The following is a 19,776-nucleotide window of genomic DNA, read 5'->3' on the forward strand; positions in this document are numbered from 1 at the left end:
TTCCAGCTTGCTAGTATCTTCTCATTACCTTTCATTAATAAGCGAATGAGAAACCAACGATGAAACAGCAACAGTTACCGAAAGATTTTCTGTGGGGTGGCGCGGTCGCCGCACACCAGGTTGAAGGTGGTTGGGATCAGGGCGGTAAAGGCCCAAGCATCGCTGACGTACTGTCAGGTGGCGCGCACGGCGTGGATCGCGTAATGACCGATGGCGTACTGGAAGGTTATCGTTATCCTAACCATGAGGCAGTGGATTTCTACGGCCGCTACAAGCAGGATATCGCGCTATTCGCCGAGATGGGTTTCAAATGCTTCCGCACCTCAATCGCCTGGACGCGTATTTTCCCCAAGGGTGACGAACTGGAGCCGAACGAAGCCGGTCTGCAATTCTATGACGATCTGTTTGATGAGCTGCTCAAATACAATATCCAGCCGGTGATCACCCTGTCCCACTTTGAAATGCCCTATCATCTGGTGAAAGAGTATGGCGGCTGGAAAAACCGTCAGGTGGTCGATTTCTTCGTGCGTTTCAGTGAAGTGGTACTGCGCCGTTATCAGCACAAAATCAAATACTGGATGACCTTTAACGAGATCAACAACCAGAGCAACTACCAGTATCCGCTGTTCGGCTACTGCTGCTCCGGCGTGGTCTACAGTGAAGAACAAAACCCGGAACAAACGCTGTATCAGGTGTTGCACCATCAGTTCGTTGCCAGCGCCCAGGTGGTGAAACTGGGCCACCAGATTAACCCTGAGTTCAAAATCGGCTGTATGCTGGCCTGCGTGCCCTTCTACCCGTTCTCCTGCAAGCCGGATGACGTGATGTACAGCGTCGAAGCCATGCACCAGCGTTATTTGTTCACCGACGTTCAGGTGCGCGGTTACTATCCGTCGTACCTGCTGCGTGACTGGCAGCGCAAAGGTTTCCAGATAGAAATGCAGCCACAGGACGAGCAAACCCTGCGTGAAGGCTGCGCGGATTACATCGGTTTCAGCTACTACATGAGCAACGCCCTGCAGGCAGATGCGGTCAGCAGCAGCGACCCGATGTTCGGTTTCCCCGGCAATGTGCCGAACCCGCATGTTAAAGCCTCCGACTGGGGCTGGCAGATTGACCCGGTTGGCCTGCGTTATTCGTTGAACGTGCTCTACGAGCGCTATCAGAAGCCGCTGTTTATCGTTGAAAATGGCTTTGGTGCCTTCGACAAGGTCGAGGCCGACGGTCAAATCAACGATGACTACCGCATCGATTATCTGAGTGCTCATATCGAACAGATGAAAAAAGCGGTGATCGAAGACGGCGTGGATCTGATTGGTTACACCCCGTGGGGCTGTATCGACTGCGTTTCCTTCACCACCGGTGAATACGGCAAGCGCTACGGCTTTATCTACGTCGATAAGCACGACGACGGCACCGGCACGCTGGAGCGATCGCGCAAGAAGAGCTTCGACTGGTACCGCCGCGTGATCGCCAGCAACGGCGAACAGCTTTAGTCATCTGCCCAATAATCCATTATGAGCCACGTCCCTGTGGCTCATTTTTATGGTGCTATCATCACAAAGCATATGCTCGTTCAAATATCTTATCGGTTTTCAGTCCCTAAAGATGGTAGAAAGAATTTCTAAAGTTAAAAGAAAGGGAGCCTCGATGAATGAAAGGGTTCACCAAGCCATTACGCAGGAGCAACAGATGCAAAGAGAGGTAACTCGCTCGGTTGAGCACGACGTCCAGGTACACCTTGTAAACTCATTTACCAGAGATAATTCTGGCGGCAATCCCGCTGGTGTCATTCTCAATCCCCCCGAGCTGAGCGTCGCGCAAAAAATAGCAATCGCGCGGCAGGTGGGTTTTTCCGAGACCGCATTTGTCTACGTCGGTGAAGATACAGATTTCAAGGTGGATTTTTTTACCCCTGAAGGGGAAGTTGATTTTTGCGGGCACGCGACCGTGGCCGTTTTTTTCACCCTGGCTTCGCTCGATCGGCTTGCGCCGGGCCATTACACGCAAGAAACCAAAGCCGGTATTCTGAGTGTGGCCGTCAGCCCCCACAGTGTCGTCATGGATCAGGCTCTGCCTGTCACGCGGCAAGGGCCTGATATCGATGATGTTGCCGTTGCCCTCGGAGTCCCCCCTGAGGTCATTACGGGGACCGGCTTGCCCATTGCGGTGGTCTCAACGGGATTACCGGATATCCTTATCCCCGTACAACCCGGCCAGCTAGACCTGCTGCAACCCGATTATGAAGCGATCGCAAACCTGAGCCGTAAATTCGACGCCATTGGCTTCCACGTATTTGAATTGAGTCACCAAACATCCATCACCGCTCACTGTCGAAATTTTGCACCGCTGTACGGTATAGATGAAGAATCCGCAACCGGCAGTGCCAGTGGCGCTTTGGGGTGCTATCTGGTCAATCATCTCCTGCCCGGCAAAACGCACTTCCTGTTAGAACAAGGACGGGCCATGGGATGTTCTTCCCTGATCCAAGTGACGATTGATACACAAGAGCAGAGGATTAGTCGTGTTAGGGTCGGCGGGCAAGCAATCATGGTCGGCACAAAGACGGTTAAACATCCATTCCTCTAAACTATCGGGGTTGGCAAAGAAGCGAACACGACACATTGCATAACCTCAGGTTATGCAAAACACCGCTAAATTTCACTTTATCGTAACACTCTGGCTTGCGAGACTCAGGATAGGGAAAGCTATTCTCCCCTTCGTGCTGACATTAAACCAAAACAGATCAGCCCTCTGCACCCTGCCTACGCCATGAGGATTTCCGCATGAGCCAGATAGATGAACTCTACCAACGTAACTACGATCGCCATCCGCCGGTGCTGGCACCAGAATATAAAACCAGCGTGCTGCGCTCACCTAAAAATGCGCTGATATCCCTGCAAAACTCACTGTCCGAGATCACCGGGCCGGTATTTGGCCAACACGAACTCGGCGCACTGGATAACGACCTGATCCTCAACTACGCCAAACAAGGCTTGCCGATCGGCGAGCGGATTATCGTGCACGGCTACGTTCGTGATGAAAACGGCTTGCCGATGCGCAATGCGCTGGTCGAAGTATGGCAAGCCAATGCCGGTGGGCGTTACCGCCACAAGAAGGATCAGTATCTGGCACCGATAGATCCCAATTTTGGCGGCTGCGGCCGGGTATTGACCGATGAAAACGGCTATTACTTTTTCCGCACCATCAAACCCGGCCCTTATCCCTGGCGCAACCGGGTCAATGACTGGCGCCCTGCGCATATTCACTTCTCGCTTTCCGGCAGCGCTTTCGCCCAACGGCTGATCACTCAAATGTACTTTGAGGGCGACCCGTTGATTGCCAGTTGCCCCATCGTGCGCGCCATCAAAAATGACGATGCGGTGCGCTCACTGATTGCAGGACTGGACAAAACCGCCGCGGTACAGTTGGACAGCCTGGCCTATCGTTTCGATCTGGTGTTACGCGGCCACCGCGCCACCTTGTTTGAAAACCGTCTGCAGGGGAAAGCATGATGCCGCAAAACTACCTACAGGAAACCCCGTCGCAAACCGCCGGGCCTTATGTGCACATTGGCCTCGCTCCTCTGGCCGCGGGTTTTGAGATTTTTGAGAATAACTTCGGCCAGGTACTGACCCAGCCGGAAACTCAGGGCCAGCGCATTACCCTGGAAGGCCGGGTGTTTGACGGCAGCGGCAGCCTTATCCGCGATGTGTTGTTGGAAATCTGGCAGGCCAATAGTCACGGCCGCTATAGCCACCCCGGCGACCAGCAACAAAACAAACCTTTGGATGCCGCGTTTCGGGGCTGGGGGCGCAGCTGCAGCGACTTTGAAACCGGTCTCTACCGCTTTGAAACCATCAAGCCGGGTGCCGTCTGTGGCCGGGACGGCCGGATGATGGCGCCGCACATTAACCTGTGGATCGTCGCGCGCGGTATCAATATTGGCCTGCATACCCGGCTGTATTTTGCCGATGAGGATGCCGCTAATCAGCAGGATCCGGTACTGAACCTGATCGAACTCGAGGTACGGCGCAAAACGCTGATTGCCCAGCCAGAACGCCGGGGGGAAGAGTTGGTCTATCGTTTTGATATCGTGATCCAGGGCGAAGGCGAAACGGTGTTTTTCGACCTGTAAACGCCGCCAGTCTGCGGCCGCAAAAAATCGTACGTCTGTGCAAAAATGCGGCCGCCGTCACTTGTTAGCGATGGGAAAAACTCCCTACACTGGGGGATGAAAAAAGCAAATTTATTCATCCAACGCATGCGTTTACGCCACATCAACGGCTTTGTTGCCGTGGCGCAGGAACGCTCGCTGAGCCGCGCCGCCGATAAGCTGAACCTGAGCCAACCCGCACTTTCAAAGACGCTGAGCGAACTGGAAGCGCTAACCGGCAACCGCCTGCTGGTGCGTAACCGCCAGGGAACCCTGCTGACCGAACAGGGGGAGCAGTTCCTCGGCTATGCCACGCGGGTGCTGGAGGCGCTGACCGCCGCCGGGCACGCGCTTGACCGGCTCGACGATGCACCTGCGCGGGTATTACGTATCGGTGCGCTGCCGACCACCGCACTGGGCATGCTGCCACAGTCCATCGGCCAGTATCAGCAGGCCCACCCACATTCACGCATTCAGGTGATTACCGGCAAAAATGCCGAGTTGCTGGCACAGCTCAAAGCGGGTGAGATTGACGTGGCGATTGGCCGCATGGCCGATCCGGAAATGATGAGCGGGCTGGCTTTCGAGCTGTTGCTGTTGGAGTCACTGCTGATGGTGACGCGGCCGGGGCACCCGCTGTTAAGCGAGACCATCACTCTGGAGCGCGCGCTGCATTATCCTGCCATTATCTCGCCGAAGGGCACGGTGCCGCGCCACAACACCGAGAGTCTGCTTTCAACCCAGGGCTTCAGTCTGCCCGGCCAATACATAGAAACGCTGTCCGCTTCGCTGGCCCGTCAGATGACGCTGCAATTTGACTATCTGTGGTTTGTGCCTTCCAGCGCGGTGAAAGCCGATATTGCCGCCGGTCAGTTGATCCCGCTGCCACTGCCGACTCAGGGGATGGAAGAAGCGGTAGGCATTCTGACCCGTAACGACGGTGAATTAAGCGAGGCCGTACTGGCATTTATCTCCACCGTGCGTGGTATCGCTGGCGCAGTGCGTTCTGCTTAATCGGCTTCCCGGTCCTGTTCGGCAAACACTTCTGCCGCCAGATGAAACGCCGAGTTGGCCGCCGGCAGGCCACAGTACAGCGCACTTTGCATCAGCACTTCTTTAATCTCCTCGCGAGTCACTCCATTGTTCACCGCCGCTTTCAGGTGCATGCGCAGTTCGGCTTCGCGATTAAGGGCGATTAGCATCGCTATGGTGATCAGGCTGCGGGTATGACGAGCCAGCCCCGGTCGGGTCCAGATCTCTCCCCAGGCATAGCGACTGATAAAATCCTGGAACTCTTCATTTAACGGGGTGAGCTGGCTGAGGGTACGATCCACATGTGCATCCCCCAGTACCGCTCTGCGCACCTCAATACCCTGCTGATAACGTTGTTGATCATTCATGTTGATTTGCTCCTGAAGTTGCGGCCGCGGCCTGTTCCAGCACCCGCTGAGTAAAGACTTTTGCACTGCCGAGGTACTGCTGGGGATCCAACAGCTCGGCCAGCCGCTGGGCAGATAAATGCGCCATGACGACCGGGTCGTCCAGTAACACCTCTAGCAGCGTGAGCTGCTGTGCCAGCGCCAGATGACACTGTTTTTCGATATGCTGATGCGCTTGCTGGCGGCCAATCGCTTCACCCAACGCCATGGTGACCGCCTCGGCCATGATCAGGCCGTGGGTTAACTTCAGGTTATGTTCCATCTGTTGCGGAAACACCTGCAGCCCGTCCAGCAGATCACCCGCCGTGTGCAGCGCCCCCGCCGTTAACATCACCAACTCCGGCAGGCTTTCCCATTCGGCGTGCCAACCGCCCAGGCCGCGTTCATGCTCCTGCACCATGGCGGCATATAACCCGCCAACCAGCGCAGGTACCCGATTGGCCGCGGCGAGGATCACCGCGCAGGCCACCGGATTCCGCTTGTGCGGCATGGTCGAAGAGCCGCCGCGCCCAGCCGCCACCGGTTCAGCAACTTCCGCTACTTCGGTCTGTGTCAGTAACGAAATATCACGCGCCAGTTTGCCCAGCGAGCCACATAACCCGGCATACCATCCGGCAATCTCCAACAGGCGATCGCGTTGACTGTGCCAGGGAGTATTTGCGGCGGTCAGTTGTAGCCCGCTGGCTAACTCCGTCACCAAGAGACTTCCCTGCTCACCCAAAGAAGCCAGGGTGCCGGCGGCGCCCCCCAATTGCAGTGCCAACACGCGGGGCCGCATTTCATCCAGCCGCTGTCGATAGCGCAACAAGGCATCCAGCGTGCCCGCCAGCTTTAACCCCAACGTGGTGGGTAAAGCGTGTTGCATCCAGGTGCGGCCGACCAGCACGCAATCCTGATGGCGAGTTATTTGTGATACCAACGCCGTGATCAGTCGGTCAAGGTCGTTCTGCGTCAGCGTGATCGCCTGCCGCAATTGCAGTATCAACCCGGTATCAATGGCGTCCTGGCTGGTTGCCCCCCAATGAACGAAACGTGCAGCCTCGGCATTTTGCTGTGCCACCTGGCGGGTTAATTGCTTAACCAGCGGGATCGCCAGATTGCCCGCCTGCGCGGCCGCCTGTGCCAGATCGGCCGCATCGAATAAATGACTGTGGCAAGCCTCGCTAATGTGCTGCGCAGCTTCGACAGGAATAATGCCCAACCCGGCCTGTGCATTGGCCAGCGCTGCTTCGAAATCCAGCATGCCCTGCAACGTAGCGGTATCGCTAAAGCAAGGGGTCACCGCCGAAGACCGCAGCAGCGGCGTCAGTAACTCCATAGTTCCTCCAGGCAAAAAGGCGAGTATCCGATGATGGCGCGGCGCGGTCCGCAGCGTCAAGAACGCTAAACGCGACGCTGGGCGATTATCGGTACATTGAGCGAATTTATTGGTTTTTGTGATATTTGTCGGGTTACATCATCTGAAACGGTGAGCCGACGTAGTTTTCCGCCAGCACCGTCATGGCGCTGCGCGACTTCACGGTGTATTGCAGCTCCGATAATTGTAAGCGTTGCTGGAACGCACTGTCGTCACTGCGGGTGTGCAACATGTTGGTCATCCACCAAGAGAAATGTTCCGCACGCCAGACGCGTTGCAAAGCATCGTCACTGTAGCTGTCCAGCCGCCGCCAGCTTTTGTGGCGATAGAACGTCTCCAGTGCCTGCGATAGCAGACAAACGTCCGCCATCGCCAGATTCAGCCCCTTGGCCCCGGTCGGCGGGACAATATGGGCTGAGTCCCCCGCCAACAGCAGGCGTTTACACCGCATCGGCTCGGTGACGAAGCTGCGCATGCCGACCACGTTCTTCTGGAATATACGGCCCTTTTTCAGCGACCAGCCATCGTGATTCTCCAGCCGGCTCTCCAGTTCGTTCCAGATGCGATCGTCTGACCATTGGTCGACGTTTTCCGTCGGGTCGCACTGGAAATACATCCGCTGAACGCCAGGCGAACGGGTGCTGATCAGCGCGAATCCTCGTGAATGTCGGGCATAGATTAGCTCATCGCTGGACGGAGGGGCCTCCACCAGAATACCGAACCAGCCGAAGGGATAAATCCGGGTATAGTCCTGTCGCAGTCCGCCGGGCATCGCGGCCCGGCTAATGCCGTGAAAACCGTCGCAGCCAATGACAAAATCACAGTCAATTCGCCGTTGCTCGCCCTGATGCCGGTAATGCACCTGTGGCCGCTCGCTGTCCAGCGCCTTGAGTTCCACCTGTTCCACTTCAAAATGGAGCTGTCCGTTTGCCGCCTGCCGCGCGGCAATCAAATCTTTCAACACTTCATGCTGGGCGTAGACGGTGATTGCCCGATCGGTCAGTTCGGTCAGATCGATCCGGTGCTGTTGACCGCCAAATGCCAGCCGGATGCCATGGTGCTGCGCCCCTTCTGCGCGCATACGCTCACCCAGCCCGGTTTGATTGAGTAAATCAACCGTTCCCTGCTCCAGCACCCCGGCGCGAATGGTGGATTCCACCGCCTGCTGGCCGCGAGTTTCCAATACCACTGACTCAATGCCCTGCAAATGCAGCAGATGCGACAACATCAATCCGGCCGGGCCGGCACCAATAATTGCTATTTGTGTACGCATGGTTATCTCCTTATAAAGCCTTATTGAGCGAGCCGGCCAATGCCGTTGCTCTGGTAGCAAAATGTTTGACTATCAGCGCCAGTGCCGCCACCAGCGCCGGGATCGCCAGCAGGGTGAAAATGGTGCTGAATGACAGCTGCATTTGCATCAGCACCCCGCCGCTCATCGCGCCAAGAATGCCCCCGAAACGCCCCAGCCCCAGCATCCAGGCGACACCGGTCGCCCGTCCCTGCGTCGGGTAAAAACCGGCGGCCAGCGCCGGCATTGAGGACTGTGCGCCGTTCATGCAGGTACCGGCGATAAACACCGTCACCGCCATCAGTATGGGATCGGTATAAACGTAGCCAATGGCGCAGACAAACAGCGCGGTCAACAGATAGCCCACCGCCACCACCTTGTGCGGATTCATTCGATCCATCAGCCAACCGATGATCAGCACGCCAATGCCACCGCCCAAAGGAAACAGCGCGGTAATCAATGATGCCTGACGAATGGATGCGCCGGTTTCACGGATCAGCAGCGGTAACCAACTGGTCAGCAGATAGAAGATCATCAGGCCCATAAAGTAGGTCAGGCACAGCATCAGGGTACCCAACAGATAGCGTGGAGAGAAAATCACCCCCAGTGCCGATTTGGCTTTCACCTGGCCCTCTTCAACCAGGCTAAAGCGCGGCAGTTCGGTTAAATTAAGCGGTGCAATGCGCTTAAGCACCGCGGCAATACGCTGTGCCGGGTAGCCACGCACCACCATAAAACGGGCGGACTCCGGCAGCGCGACGATCAGCACCACCGCCAACAGCAGCGGCATCACACCGCCCAGCACCATCACGCTCTGCCAACCGAAGTGCGGGATCAGCCAGGCGGAAACGAAACCGCCCATCGATGACCCGAGCGGAAAGCCGCAGAACATCAGGTTGACCAGCAGCGCACGCTTGCGCTCCGGCGCATATTCCGACATCAGGGTGGCCGCGTTTGGCATTGCCGCACCCAGCCCCAGCCCGGTTAAGAAGCGCAGCAATGTCAGCATTGGCAAGGTGGTGGCGAACGCCGTCAACAGGCTGAAACCGCCGAACAGCACCAGCGACAGCACCAACACCTTCTTGCGACCGATGCGATCCGCCAACGGCCCGGCGGTGAGCGCCCCCACGGCTAGCCCCACCAACGCCGCACTCATCACCGGCCCCAGCGAGGTTTTCTCTATTCCCCAGTCCTGTACCAACGAGGTGGCGATAAAACCGATGATCGCGGTGTCGAAGCCGTCCAGCGCCACGGTTAAAAAACACAGTATCAAGATCATCCATTGGTAGCGGGAGAACGGGTTGTTATTAATAAATGATTGAATTTCTATGGTATTTGACTGGGACATAGTGCGCTTCCTGGGTTGGCCAGGCTAAATAGCCCCGGCGGTAACGGCCAGGCCTATCCCTGGCAAAGTCGCATTTGTGCGATTATCGAAACTTGGTTCGTTAATCGCCTTCCCATAAAAGCATCGCCAACAATAAGTTTCAATATTGTTAAATTAATTAGCGTGCGATAACCGAACGAGAAAAGGACTGTTTTACAGGAAGAGTATTATTATCAATTGGATGCCATGTTTTTACGGAAAAATATGGCGTATGGGTTCTGTGAGCCAATTAACATTGATGAAACCATTCCTGATCCTGTTCCATGGCCATTTACTCAGCCGTTGTCTGGCTTTGGGATTCAGTCTGCTTCGACCGACAGTTTTAATTGCACGTCGCAAAAACCGAGCTTGATTGAGCGACTTGAAAGCACAAGCGTCTGGGCTAAGCTGAAATTGAAGAGCACAAAATAATAAAAATAAATTACTGACTGGGCAGGTAACCATGAGCAAGAAAGTGAATGGCGTTGTTTGCTGTCTGTTATTTCTGATTTCTTCCCTGTGTTTTGGCGCTGAACCGCGCCAACTCGCCACCGAACAAGAAAAAGCCCGCACGCTTTATATCTTTCATCAACCGATAGTCATGCTGCAGGCAAAGTTTGGTTTTACCACCCCGGAACAACGCGTTCTGCGCATCCGCAACACCCTGCGCTCCCTCTCCGAAGAAGACATCCGCCAGCCGGTACAGGTTCATGTCATAAAGCGCTATAACCAGCAGGGACGGCTGTTTAGCATTAACGGCAAGCCATTTATGTTATTAACGCAGGGAGATCTTGATGAAGGAGATGATCTGACGCTTGATCAGGCTTCCCAACGAGTACTCGCAAGATTCAATGCCCAACGCTCGGCGTTGCTGGAACAATATTCCTCTGCTTATCTGGCCATTGCGGTGGTGAAAAGCGCAGCCGGAACCCTGGTACTGGGGTTGGTACTTTACGCAGCATTCAAATCCTGGCAACGAGTTAAAAAGTTTTATGCCACCCGAATTGCGCTCAAACGAGGATGGATCCCGCAAAGCTGGCGTATGGTGCTCGGGGCTTTTGAATCTCGCCTGTATGCGCTGCTGATGGTTTTGCTGAGCATCGGCGCTTTTTATATCTGGTTGAGCTGGGTATTTCGGTTATTTCCGTGGACGCGCATTTGGGGCGACTCACTGGGTAACTGGTCTATCAGCGTGATACAGCAAGTCACTCTATCCATTGTGTCTGCTTTCCCAGGCTTGGCGATTGTCGCCATTATCTTTTTGCTGACCGGTTTTATTCTCAAACTGCTCAAAGTGCTGTTAAAACGCGTCGAGAGCGGAAAGCTGGTGGTGCCAGGTCTGCATCCCGAAACGGTAGGCGCCACACGCAAACTGATTTCGGTAATGGTTTGGCTGTTTGCGTTGTCGGCCGCCTATCCTTTTTTACCGGGTGCCGACTCTCTGGCATTTAAAGGCGTCAGCGTTTTCTTTGGGCTGATGCTAACCCTCGGCTCGGCCGGGTTGATGAACCATGCCATGAGCGGATTGGTACTGACTTATTCGCGTGCGCTGCGCAAAGGCGACTTTATCAGGATCGGTGACAATGAAGGCCTGGTCAGCGAAGTCGGGATGCTGGCCACTAAAATCCTCACCCGCGAAAGTTACGTTGTAACAGTACCCAATGCCGTTGTTGTCAGCGGGAAAATAACCAATCTCAGCGCACTCAAGCCCGGTGATGGGGTGAATCTGACCACCTGCGTGACTATTGGCTACGACACTCCATGGCGTCAGGTCCACGCGATGTTGGAACTTGCTGCCAATCGCACCAGGGGTATCGACAACCGGGTTCCTCCCCTTGTTCGTCAGCTCAGTTTAATGGACTGGTACATCGCCTATGAATTACAGGTCAAGCTGGGTGCCGGCGAAGCATTGGCAAGCGTTAAAAGCGAATTACATAGCCACATTCAGGATGTGTTCAATGAATTTAACGTCCAGATTATGTCGCCTAACTTCGTACTTCAGCCCGAAAATGCGGTGATGGTCAGTCAGGATCACTGGTACACCGCGCCGGCCGTGCAACCGGATAAACCCTCATGACAAAATTGAGTGCCCTGCTGGTTCCTTGCCTGACGTGGAGAATCAAATAATGACAATACCGTGGCATTGCCAAAATAGCGGCAATCATCTCCCGCTCCAGTACGCAAAACGAATGATTCTCCCCCTGTTGCTGTGGTCGGGTGCCGCCTTTGGTGCGGCAACCCATGCCCCGGCTCAAAGCGACAGCACCTTTCCTATCTGGGGGGATGAGGCCCGCGCACGCGGCTATAGCATTCCGCTGCCGTTTGGCGCCAATCTCAGTTACATGAATATACGTCAGAATATTGATGTCGATAGCATTACGTTTTCCGGTCTGAAACTCGGCGATCACCCGATCCCCAGCGATCTGTTCAATATTGATGTCGGGAAGACACGCCAGCGCAGCAAAAGCGAGAACCTTCGGCTGGATATGTGGGTCTTCCCCTTTTTAAACATTTATGGATTGGTCGGGCACACCAGAGGGTCATCTTTATCCCAGGTTTCTGTCGATGCCGATCCGTCGAAATACACCGGCATCGACCGTATCATCGCCTCTGCGGTCCATCGCCTTAATCAAAATGGCGATCTGCAGGACATTGATTTTGCTCTCGACTTTAAAGGTACCACCTGGGGCACCGGGTTTACCCTGGCAGGGGGCTACGAGAAATGGTTTGCACTGGTTGACACCAATTATACCCGCACGGAGTTTGACATTCTGGATGGCAAAATTTCAGCCATTACGGTTTCACCACGCGTGGGCTATCGCTTTGATATGCCTGCTATCTCTGGCCCTTCTCACCTGAGCTTGTGGATTGGCAGCATGTATCAGGATGTGGACCAGGAGTTTAAAGGCAATATTTCAGATCTGCATATGCCGGCAGAACTTCAGCCATTGATTGACGCCGTGAATAAGGACAACGCCGGGCGCTTTGATGTCAAACAGCATCTCTCCTCGCCGTGGAATACGCTGATTGGGGCGCAGTACGAACTCACACAGAACTTCAACGTCCTGGCCGAAGTCGGTTTCAATGAGCGAAACAGTTTTTTCCTGGCGGGTGAATATCGATTCTAATGAAGATACCCGTGCGGTTCCTGAGTGGACTACTGAGCCTGTTGGTTGCCCCTATTCATGCGGAGCTGCTTACGCGTGAATCCATTGATGCGTTTCTCGGCACCATGGGGGCCGACGACCAATACAACCAGGCTAAAGGCGTGAACTGGACGGTGTTACCCGGCCCTTTTTATACCCCTGAGTTAAAACTGGGCTTGGGGGCAGCAGCGGCCGGGCTTTATCGGGTCGATCCACACGATCAGGTCACGCAAAACTCATCTATCTCATTTACCGGTTTTGTCAGCACCAGTGGCGCCCTGGGGTTGGGTCTGAATAATTACACGTTCTTTAGCGATGATCAGTGGCGTCTCTTTGTGGTAGGTTCGGTTGCCAAGATCCCGACGGAATTCTGGGGCGTGGGCTACGATGCGGCGCAGGGCTCGAGCCAGAAATATACTCAGGATTCGTTTAGCGTTCATCCGCAGGTTTTTTATCGGCTGGTCGATAATCTTTATGCTGGTGTGGGCTGGGATTTTTCCACGCTGAATGCCAAAGTTGATGATCCGCAGCCTGGCGATACCTTCTCTCGCTATACGGACTCCACAACGCCGCTGAGTTCTGGCGCCACTTTCGCCCTCAATTACGACACCCGCGACGCCATCACGCAGCCGAAAAAAGGGCAGTATGCCAGTGCCAGCTACAGCCTGTTTGATCCATCGCTGGGTTCGGATACCCATTTCACCGCCCTGCAGTTGCAATACAATTACTATTTTCCGCTTAACGACAATGACGTGCTGGCATTCGATGCCTGGGGACGTTTTGCCCGCGGAGATGTGCCATGGGATCGCCTTTCACAGGCTGGTGATGACCGCCGATTACGCGGTTATTATCAGGGGCGTTACCGTGACAAAGATGTCGTGAGCAGCCAAATCGAATACCGCAAAAAATTAAACTGGCGGCACGGTTACGTACTCTGGCTAGGCGCCGGTTCGCTGGGTGGTAGCCTGGATAAAATGGGACAACACCCTATTCTGCCGACCCTGGGTGCGGGTTATCGTTTTGAAATAAAACCCAATATGAATCTGCGACTCGATCTCGGCGTGGGACGTGAGAGCGCAGGATTTTATTTTCAGGTCGCGGAGGCCTTTTAATGCGTGTTTTTTTTCTCGCCCTGTCGTTGGCTGTCGCCAGTTTGGCACAGGCGCAACCGGGCAAGACCGACGTTTTACCCTTTGAGCAGGCAAGACGCATTTGGCCCGTCGCGCAAAACCTTTCACCACCGGAATCACTTCGCCCCTGCTGTGCATTTGGCTATAACCTGCAGGTGCGCGCGGCCGGCATCCCGATTCCCGTTTATCAAATTGGTAACCTGCTCTCACTCAGTACGCTAGGCCACCATCACTACAATGACAGTGCGCTGGGCGCGGTGAAAAATATCGTTGGTCTGAGCGACGAAGCCAACGGGCTTATCTATACGCGACGCGGCGGGTTTATTGATATCGCCCATGTTCGCGATACCGCCGATAACACCTTTTATCTGTTCACTCGTCTGTATCCGAAACTGGGCCGCGAATGGCGCCTGTTTTACAGTGAGGAATTAGGGCTCAGACGCGCTCAGTTTTACGCGTTTCCCCCTCCGGCATCGATGACCGACAGATACAATCTGGCGGCCTGGCTGGCCGGGCATGTGGCGTTTCAACTGGCACAGTGGCATGAAATCGCCCAGTGGTACGGCTTCCAGTCTGTCGCCGGATTTTCTGAGGAAATTTCTGCTTTTTCACCGGAAGACCTTTACGCAAATTTGCTGGGAGCGAGGCTGGCGGTAAACGTGATTTTGCAGGGGCATGCCGGCTCTGTGGAGAACTATAATCTGGCGATGGATAAGGCGCTTTCACAAGCTTTAATCGGCCTTGAGGCAGTCAATGAGGCAGAAACAGAACGCCAGTTCCGTGAGGTCGATGGCGATTGGTGGAACAGCAAACGCCGGGTGCCCGATAAATTTTTAGTCCTGAAACGGAATTACTCGCTTGGCGAAAACCGAATTCCTACCGCAGTGCCTTTCGAAAAGACACCGCCGTATCGCTTGACCATGCCGGTGAAAATAGCCGGGTTCACCTTAAGCCATCTGGGCGAACTGCAAATTCATAAAGGCAGCGATATGCGCCGCCTGCCGGTGCCCAAAACATTCTATCGTCCGGCACAGTTTTCCTCACTGGCAGAGCAGGCGCGACAGGCCGATCAAATCCAATTGCAACGGCTCAATCAGTGAGATCAAAGGCCTTTAGCGGTTTCCCGGCTGACCAACTGCGCCTGACGGTTATACCCTCTGGCACCTTTGATAAAGATGGCACAGGCGGTGATCAACGCCGGAATGGCGATAATGGCAAAAATGCGGTCGAACCCCCAGCCTGACGCCAGCATTTCCGCACCGGCAAAGGCGCTCAGGATGGCACCAATACGCCCAACGCCGTGCATCCAGCTCGACCCGGTGGCGCGCGCCTCAGTTGGGTAATAATGCGCCGATAGCGCGTTCATGCCGGTATTGGCACCGTTCAGGCAAAAACCACAGGCCAGTGCCAACACACCGAGCATCAGGCTGCTGTGTGACGCCAGGCCAATCGACAATGTCAGCCCCGCCCCCAGCAGGTAAATCATGCCCAGCGCCCGGTGTGGATCCACCCTATCCATCAGCCAGCCGGCAAACAGCGAGCCTAAGGTACCGCCGGCCTGGTACAGCGCGGTAATCACCGCCGCCTGCGCCACGCTCATGCCGATGCCTTTTACCAGCGTCGGTAACCAACTGCCCAGCAGATAAACCAGAAACAGCGCCATGAAATAACCCAGCCACAGCATCAGGCTGCCAAGGCGGTACTGCCGCGAGATCACAATCTGCATGGCTCCCTTGCCAGGTGCCACCAGTGGCGGCAGCGTATAACGGGTTTCGGCATTGGTACTGCCCGGCGCCAGCTTTTCCACAATTTTGCCAATGCGTTGATTGCTGGCTCGCCGGGTAACCAAAAACCTCACCGACTCAGGCAGCCTGGCTATCAACAGCGGAACGCTCAGCAGCGGCAATAGGCCACCGAGCAACAGCAGCGCATGCCACCCCATTTGTGGAATGACCCATGACGCCGCGAACCCGCCCAGCGCGGCACCGAAGGTAAAGCCGCAAAACACCACGGTGATAATGAAGGAACGTTTCTTTTCCGGCGCATATTCGGAGATTAAAGTGCCGACGTTCGGCATTGCCGCCCCCAGCCCCAACCCGGTCATAAAACGGAAAAATATCATTTGATCGATATTGTGCGAAAACGCAGTGACCAGCGTCCAGAGGCCAAAAAAGAACACGCTGTTGATAATGATCACTTTACGCCCCAGCCAGTCGGCCAGCGGGCCGGCCAGCAGCGCACCGATCGTCAGGCCAACCAGCGCGGCGCTAATCACCATGCCAAGTTGCTGATTGCTGACGCCCCACTGGCTTTTCAGCTCAGGAGCAATAAACCCCATCAGGGTAATATCGAAGCCATCCAGCGCAATAACGATAAAACCCAGCAGAATAATCAGTTTTTGATAGCCGCATATCGGACGATCGTTGATCAGCGTTCGAACATCAATTTCGTTTGAAGCCACAATTTTTCCTTGGTACAGACGCCAATAAATGCAAATGTTCGATAATCGAACCGAGATTAAAGATTCTGGCGTCTACTGTAAGAACTCCCGTGCGGCTCGGCAACGGAGATTATTGATAAGCTGGCGCTCATTGAACCCAATGGTACGTTCGCTCACCATCAAAAAAACCACGGCAGCTTTCACCGACAAGACAATACGCTGGGATTGAGCCATAAATGCCCTTTTCTGACCGGAAATACACCCTGGGCACGCGGAAAATAATGTTTTCAAATTGCGAGAGGGATCTTCCCAACCCTGCGGTTATCGTCGCCAGGGTTTACGTTTGAGCAATATGACGTCGTTCACAAAAGCGCAGCGGCAGCGGATTGTATTACCGGGTCACCCCAGTTACTCTTAACCGGTGTTCCTCCAAGATAAGTGACTGATGTTTTGAACAATGATGATCTCCCCGCGACTAAACGCAAAAACGACCCTGTCGGACTGAAACAGCGTATTTTCGCTGCGGCGCTGGCCGAGTTCGCCGAGGCCGGTCTGAAAGGTGCCCGCATGGAAAACATTGCCGAGCACGCGGCCACCACCAAACGCATGGTGGTTTATCATTTCAAGACCAAGGAATCACTGTACCTGGAGGTGCTGGAACACGTGTATCAGCATATTCGCGCACATGAAACCGGGCTGGATCTGCAAGCATTAGCCCCGGTAGCAGCCATGACTCGTTTGGTCGAAGAAAGCTTTAATTACCATGCTGAACACCCCGATTTCATCCGGGTTATCTGTATGGAAAACATGATGCGCGGCCAGTATATACGCCAGTCCTCGCGCATTAAGGCGTTAAATCAAAGTGCATTGACCCTGCTGGAAGATATCTTGCAGCGCGGCAAGCAAGAGAAACTGTTCACGCCGGACGCCAGCGCAGCCGACGTGCATCGCTTGATCAGCAGCCTTTGTTTCCACTACGTTGCCAACCAGTACACCTTTAATGCCCTGTTTGAAAGCCATCAACCGCCGGAAGATCAGGTTCGTCATATCCGTCAGTTGGCCGTGGTGGCCACCCTGCGCTATCTGGCGCTGTAAGCACTGCTCCCTGGGAGATTGTGATGACCAAAATCACCGACGGCGAAGAAATCACCGCGCCTGATAGTTTAGTGTCCGCCGCCAGCGGCGATCCCTTTAAGGGCGACCCCAATTTTATGGCCTCGCTGGCCCGCGGCCTTGAGGTGATCCAGGCTTTTACTCCGCAGCGTCGTCTGATGTCGATTTCACAAATCAGCCAGAAAACCGGCATTCCACGCGCTGCGGTGCGTCGTTGCCTGTATACCCTGAACAAGCTGGGGTTTGTTTACGCGCAGGACGGCAAAAACTTTGAGCTGCGCCCACGGATCCTGACGCTGGCCCATGCCTATCTCGGTGCCACGCCGCTGGCGAAAGCCACCCAGCCGGTGCTGAAACACATCAGCCAGTTGTTGAATGAGTCCTGTTCTATCGCCACGCTGGACGGCGACAATATTTTGTATATCGCCCGTGCCTCTGCCGAACGCATCATGACCATAGATCTGAACATCGGCAGCCGCCTGCCGGCCTTCGCCACCTCGATGGGCCGGGTGTTGTTGAGCCATTTGCCGATTGATAAGCGTGAGGATTACCTGCAACGCATCACCCTGACGCGCTACACGCAATACACCCTGAGTTCGATTGATAAACTGCGTGAAGAACTGGATAAGGTTCGCGCTCAGGGTTACGCGATTAACGATCAGGAGTTGGAAATCGGTCTGCGATCCATCGCGGTACCGATTACCTCGGTCAACGGCGGCGTCACTGCCGCGTTAAACGTTGGGGTGCAGGCCGGCCATGTCCCGCTGAGCGAACTGACCGAACGTATCCTGCCGATCCTGCTCGAAGGCTCACAGGAACTTTCGCTACTAAACCACTAAATCGACTGGCGCGCGTTGGCCAGGTACTTGGCCATTTCCGCCTCAGGCACCATGCCGCCACCGGTCGCCCACACCAGGTGGGTGGCATTTTTCATTTGTTGCTCATTCAAGCCCTGAGCCGCCAACCACTCAGTGTCAGCCGTCACGCGCCACGGCCCCGGCATCCCCGCCAATGCTGAAGGTTCGAGCTGAATATGCTCATGACTGTCCAATAACCCCAGCAGTGCAAACATCTCGCGGTCGCTGAGGGTGTAGAAGCCGGAGAGCAGGCGCTCCATAGCCCGGCCGACAAAGCCGGATGCGCGCCCTACCGCCAGCCCGTCCGCCGCGGTCTGGTTATCAATGCCCAGATCCTGTACCGCGATACCATCGTGCAGGCCGGTATGCACACCAAGCAACATGCAAGGTGAATGCGTCGGTTCGGCAAAAATGCAGTGTACATGGTCGCCAAAGGCCAGTTTCAGCCCAAAGGCCACCCCGCCTGGTCCGCCGCCAACACCACAAGGCAAATAAACAAACAATGGGTGCTGAGCATCAACCTGGACGCCACTTTCGGCAAACTGACGTCTCAGGCGGCCACCGGCCACGGCATAGCCCAGAAACAGCGTCTGTGAATTCTCGTCATCGATAAAGAAACAGCGCGGATCGCTCGCCGCCTGCAAACGACCCTGTTCAACGGCAACGCCATAATCCTGTTCGTACTCCACCACGTTGACGCCATTGTCACGCAGCTTCTGTTTTTTCCATTCGCGAGCGTCTGCCGACATATGCACGCTCACGCTAAACCCCAGCCGGGCGCTGATAATACCGATCGACATCCCCAGATTGCCGGTCGAACCCACGGCAATGCGGTAACCGCCAAAGAATTCGCGAAACTCCGCCGAGAACAGCTTGGCGTAGTCGTCCGTCAGTTGCAGCAGCCCCGCTGCCAGCGCCAGTTTTTCCGCATGCGCCAGCACCTCGTAGATACCGCCGCGCGCCTTGATCGAACCGGAAATTGGCAGATGGCTGTCCTTTTTCAACAGCAACCGGCCGGCTAGCGACAAGCCATAACGTTGATCGAGCGCAGTTTGCATTGCAGGAAGCGCCACCACTTCGGATTCAATCACGCCATTTGCGGCTCGGGTTTCCGGGAAGGCGGCACTCAGATAAGGGGCGAAACGCGCCAGACGTTGTTCTGCGTCGGCCACGTCTGCGGCATCCAGCCCAACGAACGGCAACCCGGCCTGCAAAGTGGTCGCTCGTGGGTTGAACCAGGTTACCGGGTTTAGTTCGATCAGTTCCTGCACCAGCGGGAATTGCTTAACCAGCTGCTGAATCTGTGTCTTTTCCATGGTTGTTCTCTGCGCTGCATAAGGTTAGCTCTAGGGTGCAGCGATTTCCCCAGGCTGACAAATGATAAAATTTGAGCCTTGCGTGAGCAGAATTGATGCAAAAAGATGATGCTCGTCAATTTATCAGCCGTACTGACGGTTTGAGTGATGCTGAATCACCTTAAA

General features: G+C 55.1%; 17 protein-coding genes. 11 read left to right on the forward strand and 6 right to left on the reverse strand.

From position 1 onward, the window contains the following. Positions 1-59 precede the first annotated feature (59 nt). From ACNT1W_RS14745 to ACNT1W_RS14765, 5 genes are all read left to right on the forward strand, one after another. Positions 60-1,496: a 6-phospho-beta-glucosidase gene (locus tag ACNT1W_RS14745; protein WP_419245783.1), complete on the forward strand. Its 1,437-nt coding sequence runs from the start codon at positions 60-62 to the stop codon at positions 1,494-1,496. A 196-nt stretch (positions 1,497-1,692) separates the two neighbouring features. After that, positions 1,693-2,589 carry a PhzF family phenazine biosynthesis protein gene (locus ACNT1W_RS14750; protein WP_115184962.1) on the forward strand — a complete coding sequence of 299 codons (897 nt, stop codon included), beginning with the start codon at positions 1,693-1,695 and terminating at the stop codon, positions 2,587-2,589. Positions 2,590-2,786: 197 nt separating this feature from the next. Beyond that, a complete protein-coding gene (gene pcaH, locus ACNT1W_RS14755) occupies positions 2,787-3,515 on the forward strand; it encodes a protocatechuate 3,4-dioxygenase subunit beta (protein WP_012145229.1) in 729 nt (242 codons plus the stop codon). Next, positions 3,515-4,138, forward strand: a complete 624-nt coding sequence (pcaG, locus tag ACNT1W_RS14760; RefSeq protein WP_112362916.1) for a protocatechuate 3,4-dioxygenase subunit alpha — start codon at positions 3,515-3,517, stop codon at positions 4,136-4,138. Before pcaH ends, pcaG begins: the two co-directional genes overlap by 1 nt. A gap of 96 nt (positions 4,139-4,234) precedes the next feature. Further along, positions 4,235-5,170: a LysR substrate-binding domain-containing protein gene (locus ACNT1W_RS14765; RefSeq protein ID WP_041418570.1), complete on the forward strand. Its 936-nt coding sequence runs from the start codon at positions 4,235-4,237 to the stop codon at positions 5,168-5,170. Here the strand turns inward: ACNT1W_RS14765 and pcaC are convergent. From pcaC to ACNT1W_RS14785, 4 genes are all read right to left on the reverse strand, one after another. Further along, a complete protein-coding gene (gene pcaC / locus ACNT1W_RS14770) occupies positions 5,167-5,556 on the reverse strand; it encodes a 4-carboxymuconolactone decarboxylase (protein WP_012145232.1) in 390 nt (129 codons plus the stop codon). The two genes, ACNT1W_RS14765 and pcaC, sit on opposite strands and share 4 nt — an antisense overlap. Continuing rightward, a complete protein-coding gene (locus ACNT1W_RS14775) occupies positions 5,549-6,913 on the reverse strand; it encodes a 3-carboxy-cis,cis-muconate cycloisomerase (RefSeq protein WP_419245784.1) in 1,365 nt (454 codons plus the stop codon). The genes pcaC and ACNT1W_RS14775 overlap by 8 nt, the downstream gene beginning before the upstream one ends. Positions 6,914-7,046: 133 nt before the next feature. Further along, positions 7,047-8,225 (reverse strand): 4-hydroxybenzoate 3-monooxygenase, encoded by a 1,179-nt coding sequence (locus ACNT1W_RS14780; protein ID WP_017892904.1) that lies wholly within the window; start codon positions 8,223-8,225, stop codon positions 7,047-7,049. 10 nt (positions 8,226-8,235) lie between these two features. Then, a complete protein-coding gene (locus tag ACNT1W_RS14785) occupies positions 8,236-9,591 on the reverse strand; it encodes an MFS transporter (protein ID WP_259189378.1) in 1,356 nt (451 codons plus the stop codon). A gap of 481 nt (positions 9,592-10,072) precedes the next feature. On the opposite strand from ACNT1W_RS14785, the gene ACNT1W_RS14790 reads away from it, so the two are divergent. The 4 genes from ACNT1W_RS14790 to ACNT1W_RS14805 all read left to right on the forward strand — a co-directional run bounded on the left by ACNT1W_RS14790 (position 10,073) and on the right by ACNT1W_RS14805 (position 14,985). After that, positions 10,073-11,686, forward strand: coding sequence for a mechanosensitive ion channel family protein (locus ACNT1W_RS14790; RefSeq protein WP_419245785.1), 1,614 nt, complete (start codon positions 10,073-10,075; stop codon positions 11,684-11,686). A 112-nt stretch (positions 11,687-11,798) separates the two neighbouring features. Further along, entirely contained in the window at positions 11,799-12,737 is a 939-nt protein-coding gene (locus ACNT1W_RS14795; protein ID WP_419246873.1) for a hypothetical protein, read from the forward strand. Continuing rightward, positions 12,737-13,867: a BamA/TamA family outer membrane protein gene (locus ACNT1W_RS14800; RefSeq protein WP_259189381.1), complete on the forward strand. Its 1,131-nt coding sequence runs from the start codon at positions 12,737-12,739 to the stop codon at positions 13,865-13,867. Before ACNT1W_RS14795 ends, ACNT1W_RS14800 begins: the two co-directional genes overlap by 1 nt. Continuing rightward, positions 13,867-14,985: a DUF4056 domain-containing protein gene (locus ACNT1W_RS14805; RefSeq protein ID WP_419245786.1), complete on the forward strand. Its 1,119-nt coding sequence runs from the start codon at positions 13,867-13,869 to the stop codon at positions 14,983-14,985. The genes ACNT1W_RS14800 and ACNT1W_RS14805 overlap by 1 nt, the downstream gene beginning before the upstream one ends. A 2-nt stretch (positions 14,986-14,987) precedes the next feature. Here ACNT1W_RS14805 and ACNT1W_RS14810 read toward each other — a convergent pair whose 3' ends face one another. Continuing rightward, the gene (locus ACNT1W_RS14810; protein WP_371257924.1) at positions 14,988-16,349 is read right to left on the reverse strand and encodes an MFS transporter; all 1,362 of its coding nucleotides are present in this window, start codon (positions 16,347-16,349) and stop codon (positions 14,988-14,990) included. 426 nt (positions 16,350-16,775) lie between these two features. On the opposite strand from ACNT1W_RS14810, the gene ACNT1W_RS14815 reads away from it, so the two are divergent. Both ACNT1W_RS14815 and ACNT1W_RS14820 read left to right on the forward strand, forming a co-directional pair. Then, positions 16,776-17,420, forward strand: coding sequence for a TetR family transcriptional regulator (locus ACNT1W_RS14815; RefSeq protein ID WP_012145241.1), 645 nt, complete (start codon positions 16,776-16,778; stop codon positions 17,418-17,420). Positions 17,421-17,443: 23 nt separating this feature from the next. After that, on the forward strand, positions 17,444-18,277 hold the full coding sequence (locus tag ACNT1W_RS14820; RefSeq protein ID WP_012145242.1) for an IclR family transcriptional regulator domain-containing protein: 834 nt from the start codon (positions 17,444-17,446) through the stop codon (positions 18,275-18,277). Here the strand turns inward: ACNT1W_RS14820 and ACNT1W_RS14825 are convergent. Continuing rightward, positions 18,274-19,611, reverse strand: a complete 1,338-nt coding sequence (locus ACNT1W_RS14825; RefSeq protein ID WP_012145243.1) for a D-serine ammonia-lyase — start codon at positions 19,609-19,611, stop codon at positions 18,274-18,276. The genes ACNT1W_RS14820 and ACNT1W_RS14825 overlap by 4 nt on opposite strands. Positions 19,612-19,776 lie beyond the last annotated feature (165 nt).

The organism is Serratia sp. NFX21, assembly GCF_048517035.1.
GTDB lineage: Bacteria > Pseudomonadota > Gammaproteobacteria > Enterobacterales > Enterobacteriaceae > Serratia > Serratia quinivorans.